The organism is Pseudomonas sp. X10 (assembly GCF_054889225.1).
In genome coordinates this window covers 4,312,541-4,326,306 of sequence record NZ_CM142677.1, presented here as the reverse complement: position 1 = coordinate 4,326,306, position 13,766 = coordinate 4,312,541, and the positions used below count along the sequence as shown (strand labels likewise).

At 60.6% G+C, this 13,766-nt stretch carries 15 protein-coding genes; 10 read left to right on the top strand and 5 right to left on the bottom strand.

The genetic code is table 11. The features are described from left to right. Window positions 1–7 precede the first annotated feature (7 nt). Complete coding sequence (gene rpoS / locus ACYU03_RS19710; protein ID WP_461886303.1) at window positions 8–1,015, top strand: RNA polymerase sigma factor RpoS; 1,008 nt, start codon at window positions 8–10, stop codon at window positions 1,013–1,015. A 475-nt stretch (window positions 1,016–1,490) separates the two neighbouring features. Here the strand turns inward: rpoS and fdxA are convergent, their stop codons facing one another. After that, the gene (gene fdxA / locus ACYU03_RS19705) at window positions 1,491–1,814 is read right to left on the bottom strand and encodes a ferredoxin FdxA (RefSeq protein ID WP_009395216.1); all 324 of its coding nucleotides are present in this window, start codon (window positions 1,812–1,814) and stop codon (window positions 1,491–1,493) included. Between the two features lie 141 nt (window positions 1,815–1,955). Then, the gene (gene mutS / locus ACYU03_RS19700; RefSeq protein WP_461886302.1) at window positions 1,956–4,523 is read right to left on the bottom strand and encodes a DNA mismatch repair protein MutS; all 2,568 of its coding nucleotides are present in this window, start codon (window positions 4,521–4,523) and stop codon (window positions 1,956–1,958) included. Window positions 4,524–4,663: 140 nt separating this feature from the next. Here mutS and ACYU03_RS19695 point away from each other — a divergent pair, with 140 nt between their 5' ends. The 5 genes from ACYU03_RS19695 (at window position 4,664) to recX (ending at window position 8,409) form a co-directional block, all read left to right on the top strand. Continuing rightward, complete coding sequence (locus tag ACYU03_RS19695) at window positions 4,664–5,410, top strand: LexA family transcriptional regulator (protein WP_461886301.1); 747 nt, start codon at window positions 4,664–4,666, stop codon at window positions 5,408–5,410. A 374-nt stretch (window positions 5,411–5,784) separates the two neighbouring features. After that, window positions 5,785–6,132, top strand: coding sequence for a phage holin family protein (locus ACYU03_RS19690; RefSeq protein WP_461886300.1), 348 nt, complete (start codon window positions 5,785–5,787; stop codon window positions 6,130–6,132). Window positions 6,133–6,280: 148 nt separating this feature from the next. Further along, window positions 6,281–6,763 carry a CinA family protein gene (locus tag ACYU03_RS19685; RefSeq protein ID WP_461886299.1) on the top strand — a complete coding sequence of 161 codons (483 nt, stop codon included), beginning with the start codon at window positions 6,281–6,283 and terminating at the stop codon, window positions 6,761–6,763. A gap of 102 nt (window positions 6,764–6,865) precedes the next feature. Then, window positions 6,866–7,933 carry a recombinase RecA gene (recA, locus tag ACYU03_RS19680; protein WP_461886298.1) on the top strand — a complete coding sequence of 356 codons (1,068 nt, stop codon included), beginning with the start codon at window positions 6,866–6,868 and terminating at the stop codon, window positions 7,931–7,933. A gap of 8 nt (window positions 7,934–7,941) precedes the next feature. Beyond that, window positions 7,942–8,409, top strand: a complete 468-nt coding sequence (recX, locus tag ACYU03_RS19675) for a recombination regulator RecX (RefSeq protein ID WP_461886297.1) — start codon at window positions 7,942–7,944, stop codon at window positions 8,407–8,409. A 16-nt stretch (window positions 8,410–8,425) separates the two neighbouring features. On the opposite strand, the gene ACYU03_RS19670 is transcribed toward recX, so the two are convergent. Further along, a complete protein-coding gene (locus ACYU03_RS19670; RefSeq protein WP_461886296.1) occupies window positions 8,426–9,544 on the bottom strand; it encodes an LOG family protein in 1,119 nt (372 codons plus the stop codon). 372 nt (window positions 9,545–9,916) lie between these two features. Between ACYU03_RS19670 and ACYU03_RS19665 the strand changes: the two genes are divergently transcribed. Beyond that, window positions 9,917–10,123, top strand: a complete 207-nt coding sequence (locus tag ACYU03_RS19665; protein WP_461886295.1) for a hypothetical protein — start codon at window positions 9,917–9,919, stop codon at window positions 10,121–10,123. 2 nt (window positions 10,124–10,125) lie between these two features. Here ACYU03_RS19665 and ACYU03_RS19660 read toward each other — a convergent pair whose 3' ends face one another. Continuing rightward, complete coding sequence (locus ACYU03_RS19660) at window positions 10,126–10,542, bottom strand: quorum-sensing-regulated virulence factor family protein (RefSeq protein WP_461886294.1); 417 nt, start codon at window positions 10,540–10,542, stop codon at window positions 10,126–10,128. Window positions 10,543–10,743: 201 nt separating this feature from the next. Here ACYU03_RS19660 and ACYU03_RS19655 point away from each other — a divergent pair, with 201 nt between their 5' ends. From ACYU03_RS19655 to ACYU03_RS19645, 3 genes are all read left to right on the top strand, one after another. Continuing rightward, window positions 10,744–11,454: a tRNA-uridine aminocarboxypropyltransferase gene (locus tag ACYU03_RS19655; RefSeq protein ID WP_461886293.1), complete on the top strand. Its 711-nt coding sequence runs from the start codon at window positions 10,744–10,746 to the stop codon at window positions 11,452–11,454. Between the two features lie 256 nt (window positions 11,455–11,710). Next, window positions 11,711–12,361: a response regulator transcription factor ErdR gene (gene erdR / locus ACYU03_RS19650; RefSeq protein WP_461886292.1), complete on the top strand. Its 651-nt coding sequence runs from the start codon at window positions 11,711–11,713 to the stop codon at window positions 12,359–12,361. A 73-nt stretch (window positions 12,362–12,434) separates the two neighbouring features. Further along, window positions 12,435–12,797 (top strand): diacylglycerol kinase, encoded by a 363-nt coding sequence (locus ACYU03_RS19645; RefSeq protein WP_461886291.1) that lies wholly within the window; start codon window positions 12,435–12,437, stop codon window positions 12,795–12,797. Window positions 12,798–12,800: 3 nt separating this feature from the next. Here the strand turns inward: ACYU03_RS19645 and finR are convergent, their stop codons facing one another. Beyond that, window positions 12,801–13,727, bottom strand: coding sequence for a LysR family transcriptional regulator FinR (gene finR, locus ACYU03_RS19640; protein ID WP_461886290.1), 927 nt, complete (start codon window positions 13,725–13,727; stop codon window positions 12,801–12,803). Between the last annotated feature and the right edge of the window lie 39 nt (window positions 13,728–13,766).

Here is a 13,766-nt window from a genome sequence, read left to right as displayed (position 1 = left end):
TATAACAATGGCTCTCAGTAAAGAAGTGCCGGAGTTTGACATCGACGATGACCTGCTCGTGATGGAAACAGGCATCGTTTTGGAAACGGATGCGGTGTCAGACGAACCTGCTGTACCTTCGGTTCGGACCAAGGCCAAACAAGGCCCATCGCTCAAACAGCACAAGTACATCGATTACACTCGGGCACTTGATGCGACCCAGCTGTATCTAAACGAAATCGGTTTTTCTCCTCTGCTCTCACCAGAAGAGGAAGTGCACTTCGCGCGTCTGTCGCAGCGGGGGGACCCTGCCGGTCGCAAGCGCATGATCGAAAGCAACCTGCGCCTGGTAGTGAAGATCGCCCGGCGTTATGTGAACCGTGGCTTATCGCTGCTCGACCTGATCGAGGAGGGTAACCTCGGCCTGATTCGCGCTGTAGAGAAGTTCGACCCCGAACGGGGCTTCCGCTTCTCCACTTACGCGACCTGGTGGATCCGCCAGACCATCGAGCGGGCGATCATGAACCAGACTCGGACCATCCGCTTACCGATCCATGTGGTCAAGGAACTCAACGTCTACCTGCGTGCCGCGCGGGAGCTGACCCAGAAGCTTGACCACGAACCGTCCCCGGAAGAAATCGCCAGTCTTCTGGAGAAGCCGGTCGCTGAGGTCAAGCGCATGCTCGGGCTCAACGAGCGGGTATCCTCGGTTGATGTTTCCCTGGGGCCGGACTCCGACAAGACCTTGCTCGATACCTTGACCGATGACCGGCCGACCGACCCCTGCGAGCTGCTGCAGGACGACGATCTCTCCCAGAGCATCGACCAGTGGCTTGGAGAGCTGACCGACAAGCAGCGTGAGGTGGTGATCCGCCGCTTCGGCTTGCGCGGCCATGAAAGCAGCACCCTGGAGGATGTGGGACTGGAGATCGGCCTGACCCGTGAAAGAGTGCGGCAGATCCAGGTCGAAGGCCTCAAGCGCCTGCGTGAGATCTTGGAGAAGAACGGCCTCTCAAGTGAGTCGCTTTTCCAGTAAACGCCGCTGTTTTGCAAGACGCCCCGACGACCTCGGGGCGTTTTTGTTTCTGCGATGAAATATCAAGACACCTTTAGCGTTGCATTCCGTGTAAGCGATTGCTTACTTGTGATGTAAGTCATCGCCGTAGGGATTAGTAAATCATTGTCGTTTTCAAAGTCAGTATTTGTTTAACTTGTTGATATTTATAGGTTTTTTTGTTTTCACAGTTGTTTCGGCTGTCTTTTTTTGAGAGGTTTTCCGCTTGCTCGCTGTGCTGGAATAGCTAGTATTCGAACTGTGTCGACGGACTGGCACAGGCTTTCAGGGATGACAGCCAAGGACATCGCAGGATGCGATTCATCAGGATGATGAGCAAGGACAACAGGGACTACGGAAAAAAATGTGGGCGGGTCAAACCGCCCCTTTTTTTGCCTTGCGTATATGAAAAAGGCCCTGATACAGGGCCTTTTTTGCGAGGTAAGGAATAGAGCCCTTAGCGCTCCAGATCCTTGATCTTGCCTTTGACGCCGTCGAACTCTTCGGCATCCGGCAGTGCGTCCTTTTTCTCGGTGATGTTTGGCCAGATCTCCGCCAACTCGGCGTTCAGCTCGATGAACTCCTGCATGTCATCAGGCACTTCATCTTCCGAGAAGATGGCTTGGGCAGGGCATTCCGGCTCGCACAGAGCGCAGTCGATGCACTCGTCCGGGTGGATGACCAGGAAGTTCGGGCCTTCGTAGAAGCAGTCCACCGGACAGACTTCTACGCAGTCGGTGTACTTGCACTTGATGCAGTTGTCGGTGACGACGAAGGTCATTTCTAATTTTCTCCTCAGGCGACGGCAGCGTGCCCTTCCTTACAGGGCCGCGCGGTTTACAGGTGTGTGGCTGCAGGCCAGGCTAGGAGCCTGCAGCACCGGCAAACCGCGCGCGATTCTATCAGCTTGCGCGGGTGCGCGTTATAACAGAGTCTTCAGTGTATAGAGCATTTCGATAGCTTGGCGCGGTGTCATGTTGTCCAGGTCGAGCTTGCCGAGCTTTTCAATCGCCGGGTGCGGCAGGTTGGCAAACAGGTCGCTCTGATGCGGGACAGCGGGCGCGCCGTTAGCAACGACTGGGGCTTCATGGGGCAGGCTGGAGGTCTCCAGCCTGCCCAGGTGCTCGCGGGCACGCTGGATCACCGGTGCCGGTACGCCGGCCAGTTGCGCTACGGCCAGGCCATAGCTCTGGCTGGCCGGGCCAGGCAGCACGTGGTGCAGGAAGACAATGCGTTCGTTGTGCTCGGTGGCATTGAGGTGCACGTTGGCCACCAGGGGTTCGCTCTCCGGTAGGACCGTGAGTTCGAAGTAGTGGGTGGCGAACAGAGTGTAGGCGCGCAGTTGGGCCAGGCGCTCGGCTGCGGCCCAAGCCAGCGAGAGGCCATCGAAGGTACTGGTACCACGGCCCACCTCGTCCATCAGCACCAGGCTGCGGTCGGTGGCGTTGTGCAGGATGTTCGCGGTTTCGCTCATCTCGACCATGAAGGTCGAACGTCCGCCAGCCAAATCGTCGCTGGAACCGATGCGGGTGAAGATACGATCGACCAGCGACAGCTCGCAGCGCGTGGCTGGCACGAAACTGCCGATGTGCGCCATCAGCACGATCAGCGCGGTCTGACGCATATAGGTGGATTTACCGCCCATGTTCGGGCCGGTGATGATCAGCATGCGGGTGCTGTTGTCCAGCGCCAGATCATTGGCCACGAACGGAGTGGTCAGCACTTGCTCGACCACCGGGTGACGCCCTTGGTCGATACGCAGGCACGGCTCGTCGACGAAGCTAGGGCAGTTCAGGTCCAGGTTCAGGGCGCGCTCGGCCAAGTTGCTCAGCACGTCCAGCTCAGCCAGCGCGGCGGCGGTGTCCTGCAGCGGTGCCAGGTGCCCGATCAGGGTTTCTAGCAGTGCGTCATAGAGCATCTTCTCGCGGGCCAAGGCACGGCTCTTGGCCGACAACGCCTTGTCTTCGAAGGCTTTGAGTTCGGGCGTGATGAAGCGTTCGGCACCTTTGAGCGTCTGCCGGCGGATGTAGTCGGCGGGCGCTTGTTCAGCTTGCTTGCTTGGCAGCTCGATGAAATAGCCATGCACACGGTTGTAGCCGACCTTGAGGTTGGCTAGGCCGGTACGAGCCTTTTCCCGGGCTTCCAGGTCGATGAGGAACTGGCCGGCGTTCTCGCTCATGGCCAGGAGCTCGTCGAGTTCGCTGTCATAGCCGGTCTTGAGCACGCCACCGTCGCGGATCACCGCGGGTGGGTTGTCGATGATGGCCTTTTCCAGCAGTCCCGACAGTTCCGGGTAGGTGCCAGTAATGGCGGCCAGGCGCGCCAGGTGCGGTGCCTCCAGCTCGGCCATGGCGTTCTGCAGTTCGGGCAGGGCGCCGAGGGCATCGCGCAGGCGCGCCAGGTCGCGTGGGCGGGCATTGCGCAAGCCGATACGGGCGAGGATCCGCTCGATGTCGCCGATTTCCTTCAGTTGCGGCTGTAGCTTTTCGAAGCGGTAGCTGTCCAGCAGGCAGCGGATGGAACCTTGGCGCGCCTGCAGTACTTTGAGATCACGCAGTGGGCGGTTCAGCCAACGGCTCAGCAAGCGGCTGCCCATGGCGGTCTGGCAGCGGTCGATGACCGATTGCAGGGTGTTATCGCGCCCACCGGCCAGATTGATGTCCAGTTCCAGGTTGCGACGACTGGCGCCATCGAGCACCACGGTGTCGTCCAGGCGCTCGTGGCGCAAGCTGCGCAAGTGAGGCAGGGCGGTACGCTGGGTTTCCTTGGCGTAGGCCAGCAGGCAACCGGCGGCGCCAATGGCCAACGTCAGCTTGTCGCAGCCGAAGCCTTTGAGGTCTTGGGTCGCGAACTGCTGGCACAGGCTCTTGCGCGCCGAATCACGGTCGAAGTCCCACGGCGCACGGCGCCGGCAACCCCGGCGTTTCTCCGCCGGCAGGCCCTGTGGCCAGTCATCAGGAATCAGCAACTCCACCGGGTTGATGCGCTCGAGCTCGGCCAGCAGGTTTTCCCAGCCTTTGATCTCCTGGACGGTGAAGTTACCACTGGTGATGTCCAGCACGGCCAGGCCGAACAGGCGCTCGTCACCGAGCAGCGCGGCGATCAGGTTGTCGCGGCGCTCATCGAGCAACGCTTCGTCGCTGACCGTGCCTGGGGTGATGATACGTACCACCTGGCGTTCCACGGGCCCTTTGCTGGTGGCTGGGTCGCCGATCTGCTCGCAGATCACCACCGATTCGCCCAGCTTGACCAACTTAGCGAGGTAGCCTTCCACCGAGTGGAAGGGGATACCACACATGGGAATCGACTGGCCCGCCGACTGGCCACGAGCGGTCAGGGTGATATCCAGCAGTTTCGCGGCTTTCTTCGCATCTTCGTAGAAGATCTCGTAGAAGTCGCCCATGCGGTAGAACATCAGCTGGTCCGGATGCTGGTTTTTCAGCCTCCAGTATTGCTGCATCATCGGTGTGTGTGCGGAGAGATCAGACATTCAGGGCCTTACAGCGGTGTGTCCATGGAGACAATTGCGAAACGGCTAATGGTACAGGGATTTTCCTTATAGAGGGGCATTCGCGACCCTCTGTCTCGCATGCATTTGAGCAATTGCATTTGATGGCGCTGCCCGGCATTATGCGAAATATGCAAAAACGCAACGTAGCAACCGTTCTCAGAGCACTGCTCGACCGCCACGGCCTCTCCCCGACGGAACTGCACCGGCGTACGGGCGTGCCCCAATCGACCCTGTCGCGGATTCTCAGCGAGAAGATCGTCGACCCTTCGGACAAGCATGTGTCGAAGATCGCCGAGTACTTCGGCGTGAGCACCGATCAACTGCGTGGCCGTGCCGACCTGGGTGGCTCGCGTGAAGCGGCGCAGCCGGCGCATGGCCATGCCGATCTTAATGACATCAGCCTGTGGGATGACGAGACGCCGGTCGAGGACGACGAGGTGTCCATCCCCTTTCTTCGCGAGGTCGAGTTGGCAGCAGGATCAGGACGATTTGTCATCGAGGAAAGCGAGCGGGCACGGTTACGCTTCGGCAAGCGTAGCCTGCGCCACAACGGCGTGCAGTTCGACCAGGCCAAATGTGTGACCGTGCGTGGCAACAGCATGCTACCAGTGTTGCGCGATGGCGCTACGGTCGGGGTCAACACCGGCAAGAGCTCGATTGGCGACATCATCGATGGTGACCTCTATGCCATCAATCACAACGGCCAACTGCGTGTGAAGCAACTCTACCGACTGCCCACTGGCATCCGCCTGCGCAGCTTCAATCGCGATGAGCACCCCGACGAGGACTACAGCTTCCAGCAGATGCAGGAAGAGCAGATCAGCATCCTTGGTCATGTGTTCTGGTGGGGCATGTACGCCCGTTGAGAGCTCCTTTCGATCAGATGAAGCCCGCTTTGGCGGGTTTTTTTTTCGTCTGCGAAAAGCCCTACAGCCTAGAGAGGCTAAGGCTTCCATGCATATCAGCAAAATTAAATGCATAGAAAATTGTCGAAATGCATTGACTGTATATGCATTGATGCATAGCCTGTGTCTCAAGCCGGTCAGCCGCTGTGGTTACACGGGCCCCGATTGTGCGGTCTTGAGCTGCCAGAAGCAGCTAACCGGCAGGCAGGCGATGGCTAGCAGTTCGACAAGGCATTGCTGAAAGACCTGGGCTATCGGTTTTCTGCAATGCCAAGTTCTACCACAACCGGCCTGGCGACATGCCGTCGCCGGGTTATCACACAGGAGACAGGACAGTGACGAACGAGCAACAGATGTTGCTGGAGATGCCAGTCTGGTTGGTGGTCGTCCTGGCACTACTGGGCGGGCTTTTTGGCGAAATGTGGCGGGCTGACAAGGCGGGGGCGCGAGGCTGGGCGCTGGTGCGGCGGCTGGCGTTGCGCTCCGGAGCCTGCATGGTTTGTGGGGTGTCGGCGGTGATGCTGCTGTACGCCAGCGGCATGTCGATCTGGAGCGCCAGCGCCTTTGGTTGCCTCACTGCCATGACCGGCGCCGATGTGGCGATCGGTTTTTATGAACGCTGGGCCGCCCGTCGTCTAGGGCTGCACGAGCCCTCCAGTCCCGAACGCAATCAGGATCACTGACACAAGGAAGAGTACGCATGGGCGACGAGTTAACCCCGTGCGAGGGCCTCTCTATGGTCGTCAAGATGGCAAGCGGGGTCGGGGCAAGAGCATTTGTCCTGGCCGGTTGTGATGGTAGGGTAGTGCGCAGACTTTCCAGGAGCCTGCCATGGACCCGATCACTGTCCTTTCCGCCCGCCTGGGCGAACATTTGCGGCGTTTCAATGCCCAGGTGAGCACTGCTGAGTCCTGCACCGGCGGGGGTATCGCCGAGGCCATCACTCGGATTCCTGGCAGTTCGGCCTGGTTCGAGGCCGGCTATGTGACCTATTCCAACGCCCAGAAGACCCGCCAACTGAATGTGCCATCGACCTTGTTCCCTCTGGTCGGGGCGGTCAGCCAGGAAGTGGTCGAGGCCATGGCCCGAGGCGCCCAGGCAGCCAGTGGCGCGCGTTTCGCCGTGGCGGTCAGCGGTGTAGCCGGGCCCGACGGTGGCTCGCCGGGCAAGCCGGTGGGCACCGTGTGGCTGGCCTGGGTCGATGGCACCCACGTCAGCAGCGAGTGCCGGCACTTCGAGGGTGACCGCGAAGCGGTGCGCCGACAAACGGTGATCGCCGCCCTAGAGGGCTTGTTACAGCTTGGCGCAGAGTAAATCGAAAACGGGGGTAGGCGGGAACGAATCCCTGTGGAATAATACTGGCTACTTATACAGTTGTTCCGGCCGTCAGGCCCAGTCGATTACGTGAGGACTTCAATGGACGACAACAAGAAGCGCGCCTTGGCTGCGGCCCTGGGTCAAATCGAACGCCAATTCGGCAAGGGCGCGGTCATGCGCATGGGTGATCATGAGCGCCAGGCCATCCCGGCCATTTCCACCGGCTCCCTGGGCCTGGACATCGCCCTGGGCATCGGTGGTCTGCCGAAGGGCCGTATCGTCGAAATCTACGGCCCCGAGTCGTCCGGTAAGACGACCCTGACCCTGTCGGTCATCGCTGAAGCCCAGAAGAATGGCGCCACCTGTGCCTTCGTCGACGCCGAGCACGCCCTGGATCCGGAATACGCCGGCAAACTGGGTGTCAACGTCGATGACCTGCTGGTCTCGCAGCCGGACACCGGCGAACAGGCCCTGGAAATCACCGACATGCTGGTGCGTTCCAACGCCGTTGATGTGATCATCGTTGACTCCGTGGCCGCTCTGGTGCCCAAGGCTGAGATCGAAGGCGAGATGGGCGACATGCACGTGGGCCTGCAAGCCCGACTGATGTCCCAGGCGCTGCGCAAGATCACCGGCAACATCAAGAACGCCAACTGCCTGGTCATCTTCATCAACCAGATCCGCATGAAGATCGGCGTGATGTTCGGCAGCCCGGAAACCACCACCGGTGGTAACGCTCTGAAGTTCTACGCCTCGGTGCGTCTGGACATCCGCCGTACGGGTGCCGTCAAGGAAGGCGACGAGGTGGTCGGTAGCGAAACCCGCGTCAAGATCGTCAAGAACAAGGTTTCGCCACCTTTCCGTCAGGCAGAGTTCCAGATCCTCTACGGCAAGGGCATCTACCGCAACGGCGAGATCATCGACCTCGGCGTCGCTAATGGTCTGGTGGAGAAGTCTGGTGCCTGGTACAGCTACCAAGGCAACAAGATCGGCCAAGGCAAAGCCAACGCGGCCAAGTTCCTCCAGGAAAACCAGGCTATTGGTGCCGAACTCGAGAGGCTGATCCGAGAAAAGCTGCTTAACGCCGGTGCTGGTGCTAACGCTGCCAAAGCCACCGCGGCGGGTGCGGACGCCGACAATCTGGCTGACGCCGACGCCGGCTATTGATTGGCCCCATGTCCGTTGTACTCGACACCCCCGTCGCCGTTCGGCGGACAGCCATGGACCTGCTCGCGCGCCGCGAGCATGGTCGGGTCGAGCTGACGCGCAAACTGCGTCAGCGCGGCGCCCCCGACGAGTTGATCGAGCAAGCACTCGATCGTCTCGCCGAAGAAGGGCTGCTCAGTGAAGCCCGCTACCTCGAAAGCTTCATTTCCTATCGTTCCAATGCCGGCTATGGGCCTGCGCGTATTCGCGAAGAGCTTGGTCAGCGTGGCTTGAACCGCGGTGACATCGACCAGGCCCTGCGAGAGTGCGGGGTGGATTGGCCAGCCCGGTTGCAGGAAGTCTGGCAACGCAAGTTCGCAGGGCTGCTCCCTCATGACCCGCGCAGCCGCGCCCAGCAAACCCGTTTTCTCGCCTACCGTGGTTTCCCCATGGAGATGATCGGCCGCCTGTTAAGCGGCCGAGGATTGGACGACTAGCGGCCGACCACTAGCTTCAGGTCACCTTCAGGGCTTCCCGAGCACGCTGGGTGGTGTGCATGGGTTGGGGCTTGGCCCAGTTCTCCGGCAGATTGATGAAGTCCACCAGTTCACGCAGGCGGCCCTGGTCACGGCCATTGAAGGCGAAGGCGAGGCGAGTCAGGTGGTTGAAGTTGCCTTCATCATGCTCTGCACCGCTTTCGGCATGCTGGTGATACTTGCCGCTCAGGCGCAGGTCAGAAAAACCTTCCTGCAACTCATGCAGCGCCGCCTCGCTGAGTGGGTGATGCATACGGATCACGAACTGGTTCTTCAGCCAGCGGCTGGAGTGGTAGTTGCTGTAGAACTGATTGATTTCCTCCACCGCTTCATCGGCACTGTGCACCAGGCGCAGCAGCTTCATGTCGCTGGGCAGGATATAGCGGTTTTCTTCCAGCTGGCGGCTGATGAAATCCAGGGCATCCCGCCAGAACGTGCCGCCGGGGGAGTCCAGCAGGACCACGGGGACCAGCGGGCTCTTGCCCGTCTGGATCAGGGTCAGCACTTCCAGTGCTTCGTCCAGGGTGCCAAAACCACCTGGGCAGAGCACCAGTGCATCGGCTTCCTTGACGAAGAACAGCTTGCGGATGAAGAAGAAGTGGAAGGGCAGCAGTTTGTCGGTACCGTCCACTGTAGCGTTGGCATGTTGTTCGAAGGGCAGGGTGATATTGAAGCCAAGGCTGTGCTCTACGCCAGCGCCTTCATGAGTGGCGGCCATGATGCCGCCGCCGGCGCCCGTGATGACCATCAGGTCGGAGCGTGCCAAGGTAGCACCCAGCTCCCGGGCCAGGGCGTACATCGGATGCTCCAGCGGTGTACGGGCCGAGCCGAATACGGTGACCTTGCGACGTCCTTTGTAGCGTTCCAGGGTGCGGAAGGAATGGTCTAGTTCACGCAGGGCCTGCAGGGTGATCTTGGCATTCCATCGATTGCGGTCATCATGGGCCATGCGCAGGACTGTCAGCATCATGTCGCGGTACAGCGGCAGGTTGGGACTGTTTGGCGCGACCAGTTGCAGTTGCTCGTCAATCTTGCTCAGGTCGATTCCGTTGTCCCTGAAATGGTTGAACAGTAGCTCGTTCGGTTGGTAAGGCATTCAACGTCTCCTTCTGCAGCAAAACCTCTGACCGGGCCGATGGCATGTTCCCGGCCGCGACACTGCGTGTGTCGCTGGCTGCTGTGGCTCGAGTGTGAGTCCCGAGCATTGCAGCAGGCCTTCAAGGACCTGGTGCAGGGGCAGTAAATCCATCTTGTTGTCGTTGTTCCGGTAACGGGAACGCAGGTACGGCGGCACAGACCCCCTTTGCTTGCCGTTGAAAAATCCAAGTGTTCGCTATCAATCTAGACCCTGGCGCCTCTTCGTGCCGAATGGCGTTGATTTGGCCGTTCGTCAGGCAGGATCCAATCGTCTTGCGCCTCTGGTTAACTGGGGGCAGTAGCTTCAATGGCCATGCGCAGAGGTTGCGCTATGCATCGGCTGGTTCTGGAGGTTGACCGGCAACTGCTCCAGTTGCTGGAACGTGCTGCCCGGGCCAATAACCTAAGCCTGGAGGCGGAGTGCCGGCGTCGGCTGGAGGGGGGAGAGCGGCATTCGCGTTACCTCCAGGCCCTGCTGGCGGAGTTGCGCGCCGATGAGGAGCAGCGGCGCGCTAACGACAATGATCGGGTCGCCTGAGTTTACTTCTTGTTGCCCGCAACGCAGCTGGCGGCGTCGAAAGGCTGATCCATGACTGGGCGGTTGCTCTTGTAGACGGTGAAGCGATAGACCAGTACGGCACCCTTGGAGAGCAACTGACGGTAGCCGTTGTTCCTGCAGACACTGTCGCCAAGCTGGCTGCGGACCTGGTCCGGATTGGCAAGCATCTGCTGGGCATGGCTTTCGCGCACGCTCAGGTGGTTGATCAAGGCCTTGCCTTCAACGGTATAGCCTTGGTCGAGGATGTCTTCGTTGATTGCGCGGGGCGTGCCGACGCTGCTCTCCTTGGCGACCTTCTGCAGCATTTGGGTCAGCTCGTACTCCTGTTTGGAGGCTGCCTGGGCCGCCAGGGGTAGGGCAAACAGCAGGCTCAGGGTCGGGACGATAAGACGCAGCATGAATCTCTCCTGGTTCGATGACTGGCAATTTGACCGGCGCCTACCGATGGCGTTCCATGGAACAAGTGCCAAGTCTGCGATTATAAGGGAGGTGTCCTGCCACCTGCACGGCAAATGCCGGCCCCTCTGGTAAACTGGCGCTTTGTTTTCTGTCCGAGTTGCCGCAGTGTCCATTTCCTTCCATCAGCGTTGCCGCCCGTCATGAGTCATGCCGTAGCGCGCCTGCGCGCCGAGCGCCTGGCGCGCAGTAGCAAACCTTTCGTTGCCCGGGGATCGCGGGCAGAGCGTTGCCCGGGTTGCCGGGTGATTATCAGCCATTGCCTGTGCGCCTGGCGGCCCAAGGTCAGCGCCGAGTCGGGCATGTGCCTAGTGATGCATGACACCGAGCCACTCAAGCCCACCAACACTGGTTGGTTGATCGCCGACCTGATCACCGACACTTCGGCGTTCGGCTGGCAGCGTACTCAGGTCGACGAAAAGCTGCTGGCGTTGCTCGAGCAACCGCAATGGCAGCCTTACATCGTCTTCCCGGGCGAGTTCGTCGCGCCTGAGCGAGTGGTGACCGAGGTGGCGCGCGAGCCTGGCAAGCGTCCGTTGTTCATTCTGCTCGACGCCACCTGGACCGAGGCGCGCAAGATGTTCCGCAAGAGCCCTTACCTGGAGCGTTTCCCGGTGCTGAGCCTGCAGCCGGAACAGATGTCCCGCTACCGCCTGCGCCGCTCCAAGCGTGATGATCACTTTTGCACCGCGGAAGTAGCAGCCATGTGCCTAGAGCTGGCTGGCGACCAGCAGGCTGCCCAAGCCCTGGATGCCTACCTCGATGTGTTCAGCACCCACTACCTGAGCGCCAAGCGGCATTTGCCGTTGGACGACCAGGACAGCGCACACCAGCGTTTGCAAACCTTCCTATAGTACAAGGGGCGGGCGCGCCGGATTGGTCCATAATGCCGGGGCTGGCAGTCAGGGCGGGCGAGGCCGGCCGGGCATTTGGCTTGACCACCCGGACCGGGCTCGGCATCCTTGGCGCCGATTCGGGCACGACGAAGATGCTGCTACCCGGACTTCGCCGTGCCTTTCCGGGCGCGGACCTGCGTTTGCCCCCTGAGTTGCCCGCCAGGCGACCCACTTACCCCTCCTGCGCCTGGCACAGAACAGGATCCATAGATCGATGGCCACATACGAAATCCTGATAGCCGATGACCACCCGCTGTTTCGTAGCGCTTTGCGCCAGGCTGTTACCCTCGGCCTCGGGCCTGACGTGCGTTTGGTTGAAGTGGCGAGCATCGCCGAGCTGGAAACGCGCCTGACCGAAAAATCCGACTGGGACCTGGTGCTCCTGGACCTGAACATGCCTGGCGCCTATGGCTTCTCCGGGTTGGTCCTGCTGCGTGGCCAATACCCGCAGATCCCGGTGGTGATGGTCTCGGCCCAGGAAGAAGCAGCAGTGGTGGTCAAGTCTCGGGAGTTCGGTGCCAGTGGCTTCATTCCCAAGTCCAGCCCTCTGGAAGTGATCCAGGAGGCCGTGCGCAAAGTCCTCGATGGTGAAGTCTGGTGGCCACCGCAGGCGTTCGAGAAAGTCGATGTCTCGGCTGAGGCCAAGGCCGCCAGCGAAGGTCTGGCGAGCCTGACCCCACAGCAGTTCCGGGTCCTGACCATGGTCTGCGAAGGGCTGCTGAACAAGCAGATCGCTTATGAGCTGAGTGTTTCGGAGGCGACTATCAAAGCGCATGTGACGGCGATCTTCCGCAAGCTGGGTGTGCGTACCCGGACCCAAGCGGCGCTGCTGCTGCAACAGATGGAATCGGTATCCGGTAGTTAAGGCCTTGCGCCTTCACGCTTTTTTGACTCGGGCTGCATTAGGCTGCAGCGCTTCTTTTCTCAAGTGACCCTACATGTCGCCATTCAAGGGCCAGACCGGCCTCAAACGCATACTTAACGCCGCAGGCTATTCGCTGGACGGCCTGCGCGCCGCCTTCAAGGGCGAAGCTGCTTTCCGCCAACTGGTATTGCTCAACGTACTGTTGATTCCCCTGGCCTTCTGGTTGCCGGTCAGCCGCGGCGAGCGGGCGATCCTCATCGCCGTGTGCTTGCTGGGATTGATCGTCGAGTTGCTCAACTCGGCAGTCGAAGCGGCCATCGACCGGATTTCCCTGGAGCGCCACCCGCTGTCCAAGAATGCCAAGGACATGGGCAGCGCGGCGCAGTTGGTGGCCCTGAGCATGGTTGCGCTGGTCTGGGGCGTAATCCTGCTCTGAGATTCAGGCAATGGGCGGCAGGACGATCTCGTCACTGCGCCTGACCCCTGCGGTGAAGTTGCGGCACAGCTCGAGGAATTCGCGCATGGCCGAGGTCTGGTACTTCTGCTTGTGCCAGATGAAATAGAACTGCCGGGCGAGGTCCAACTCCGGGGTCTCCACAGGCATCAGGCTGCCTCGCCGGAAGGCATCGCGTAGCGCCAGGCGTGAAATGCAGCCGATGCCCAGGCCTGACTCCACGGCCCGCTTGATCGCTTCGGTATGCTCCAGCTCCAAGCGGATGTCCAGGTTGGTGCGGTGATGGCGCATGGCTTGGTCGAAGGTCAGGCGCGTGCCGGAGCCCTGCTCGCGCAGGATCCAAGCCTCCCGGGAAAGCGCTTCGATGTCTGCCCGGCCAATCTTCGCCAACGGATGTTGCGGCGCGCAGAACACCACCAGCTCGTCCTCGACCCAGGGTTGCACTTCCAGGTCGGGGTGGTTGCAGTCGCCCTCGATTAGACCCAGGTCAATCTCGTAGTGCGCGACCTGATGCACGATATGGGCAGTGTTCTGTACATGGAGCTTGACCTGGCTCTCCGGGTGACCCTGCATGAAACTGCCGATCAGCAGGGTGGCCAGGTAGTTGCCGATGGTCAGTGTGGCACCGACCGAGAGCGAACCGAATCCCGACTTGCCGTTGAGCAGGTCTTCGATTTCCTTGGCCTGGTCGAGCAGGGCAACGGCCTGGGGCAGCAGTTGGTGGCCCAAGGCGTTGAGGCTCAGTCGTTTGCCGGCGCGGTCGAAGAGCTGGCAGCTCGATTGCCGCTCCAGCTCGGTTATGGATGTGCTGGCCGCCGATTGCGACAATGCCAGCACGCTGGCGGCTCGCGAGACGCTCTGGTGTTGGGCTACGGCGACGAATACCTGGAGCTGGCGTAGAGTGAATCGCATATCTATATAACCGATAAGACATATCTTGATAATTCATTT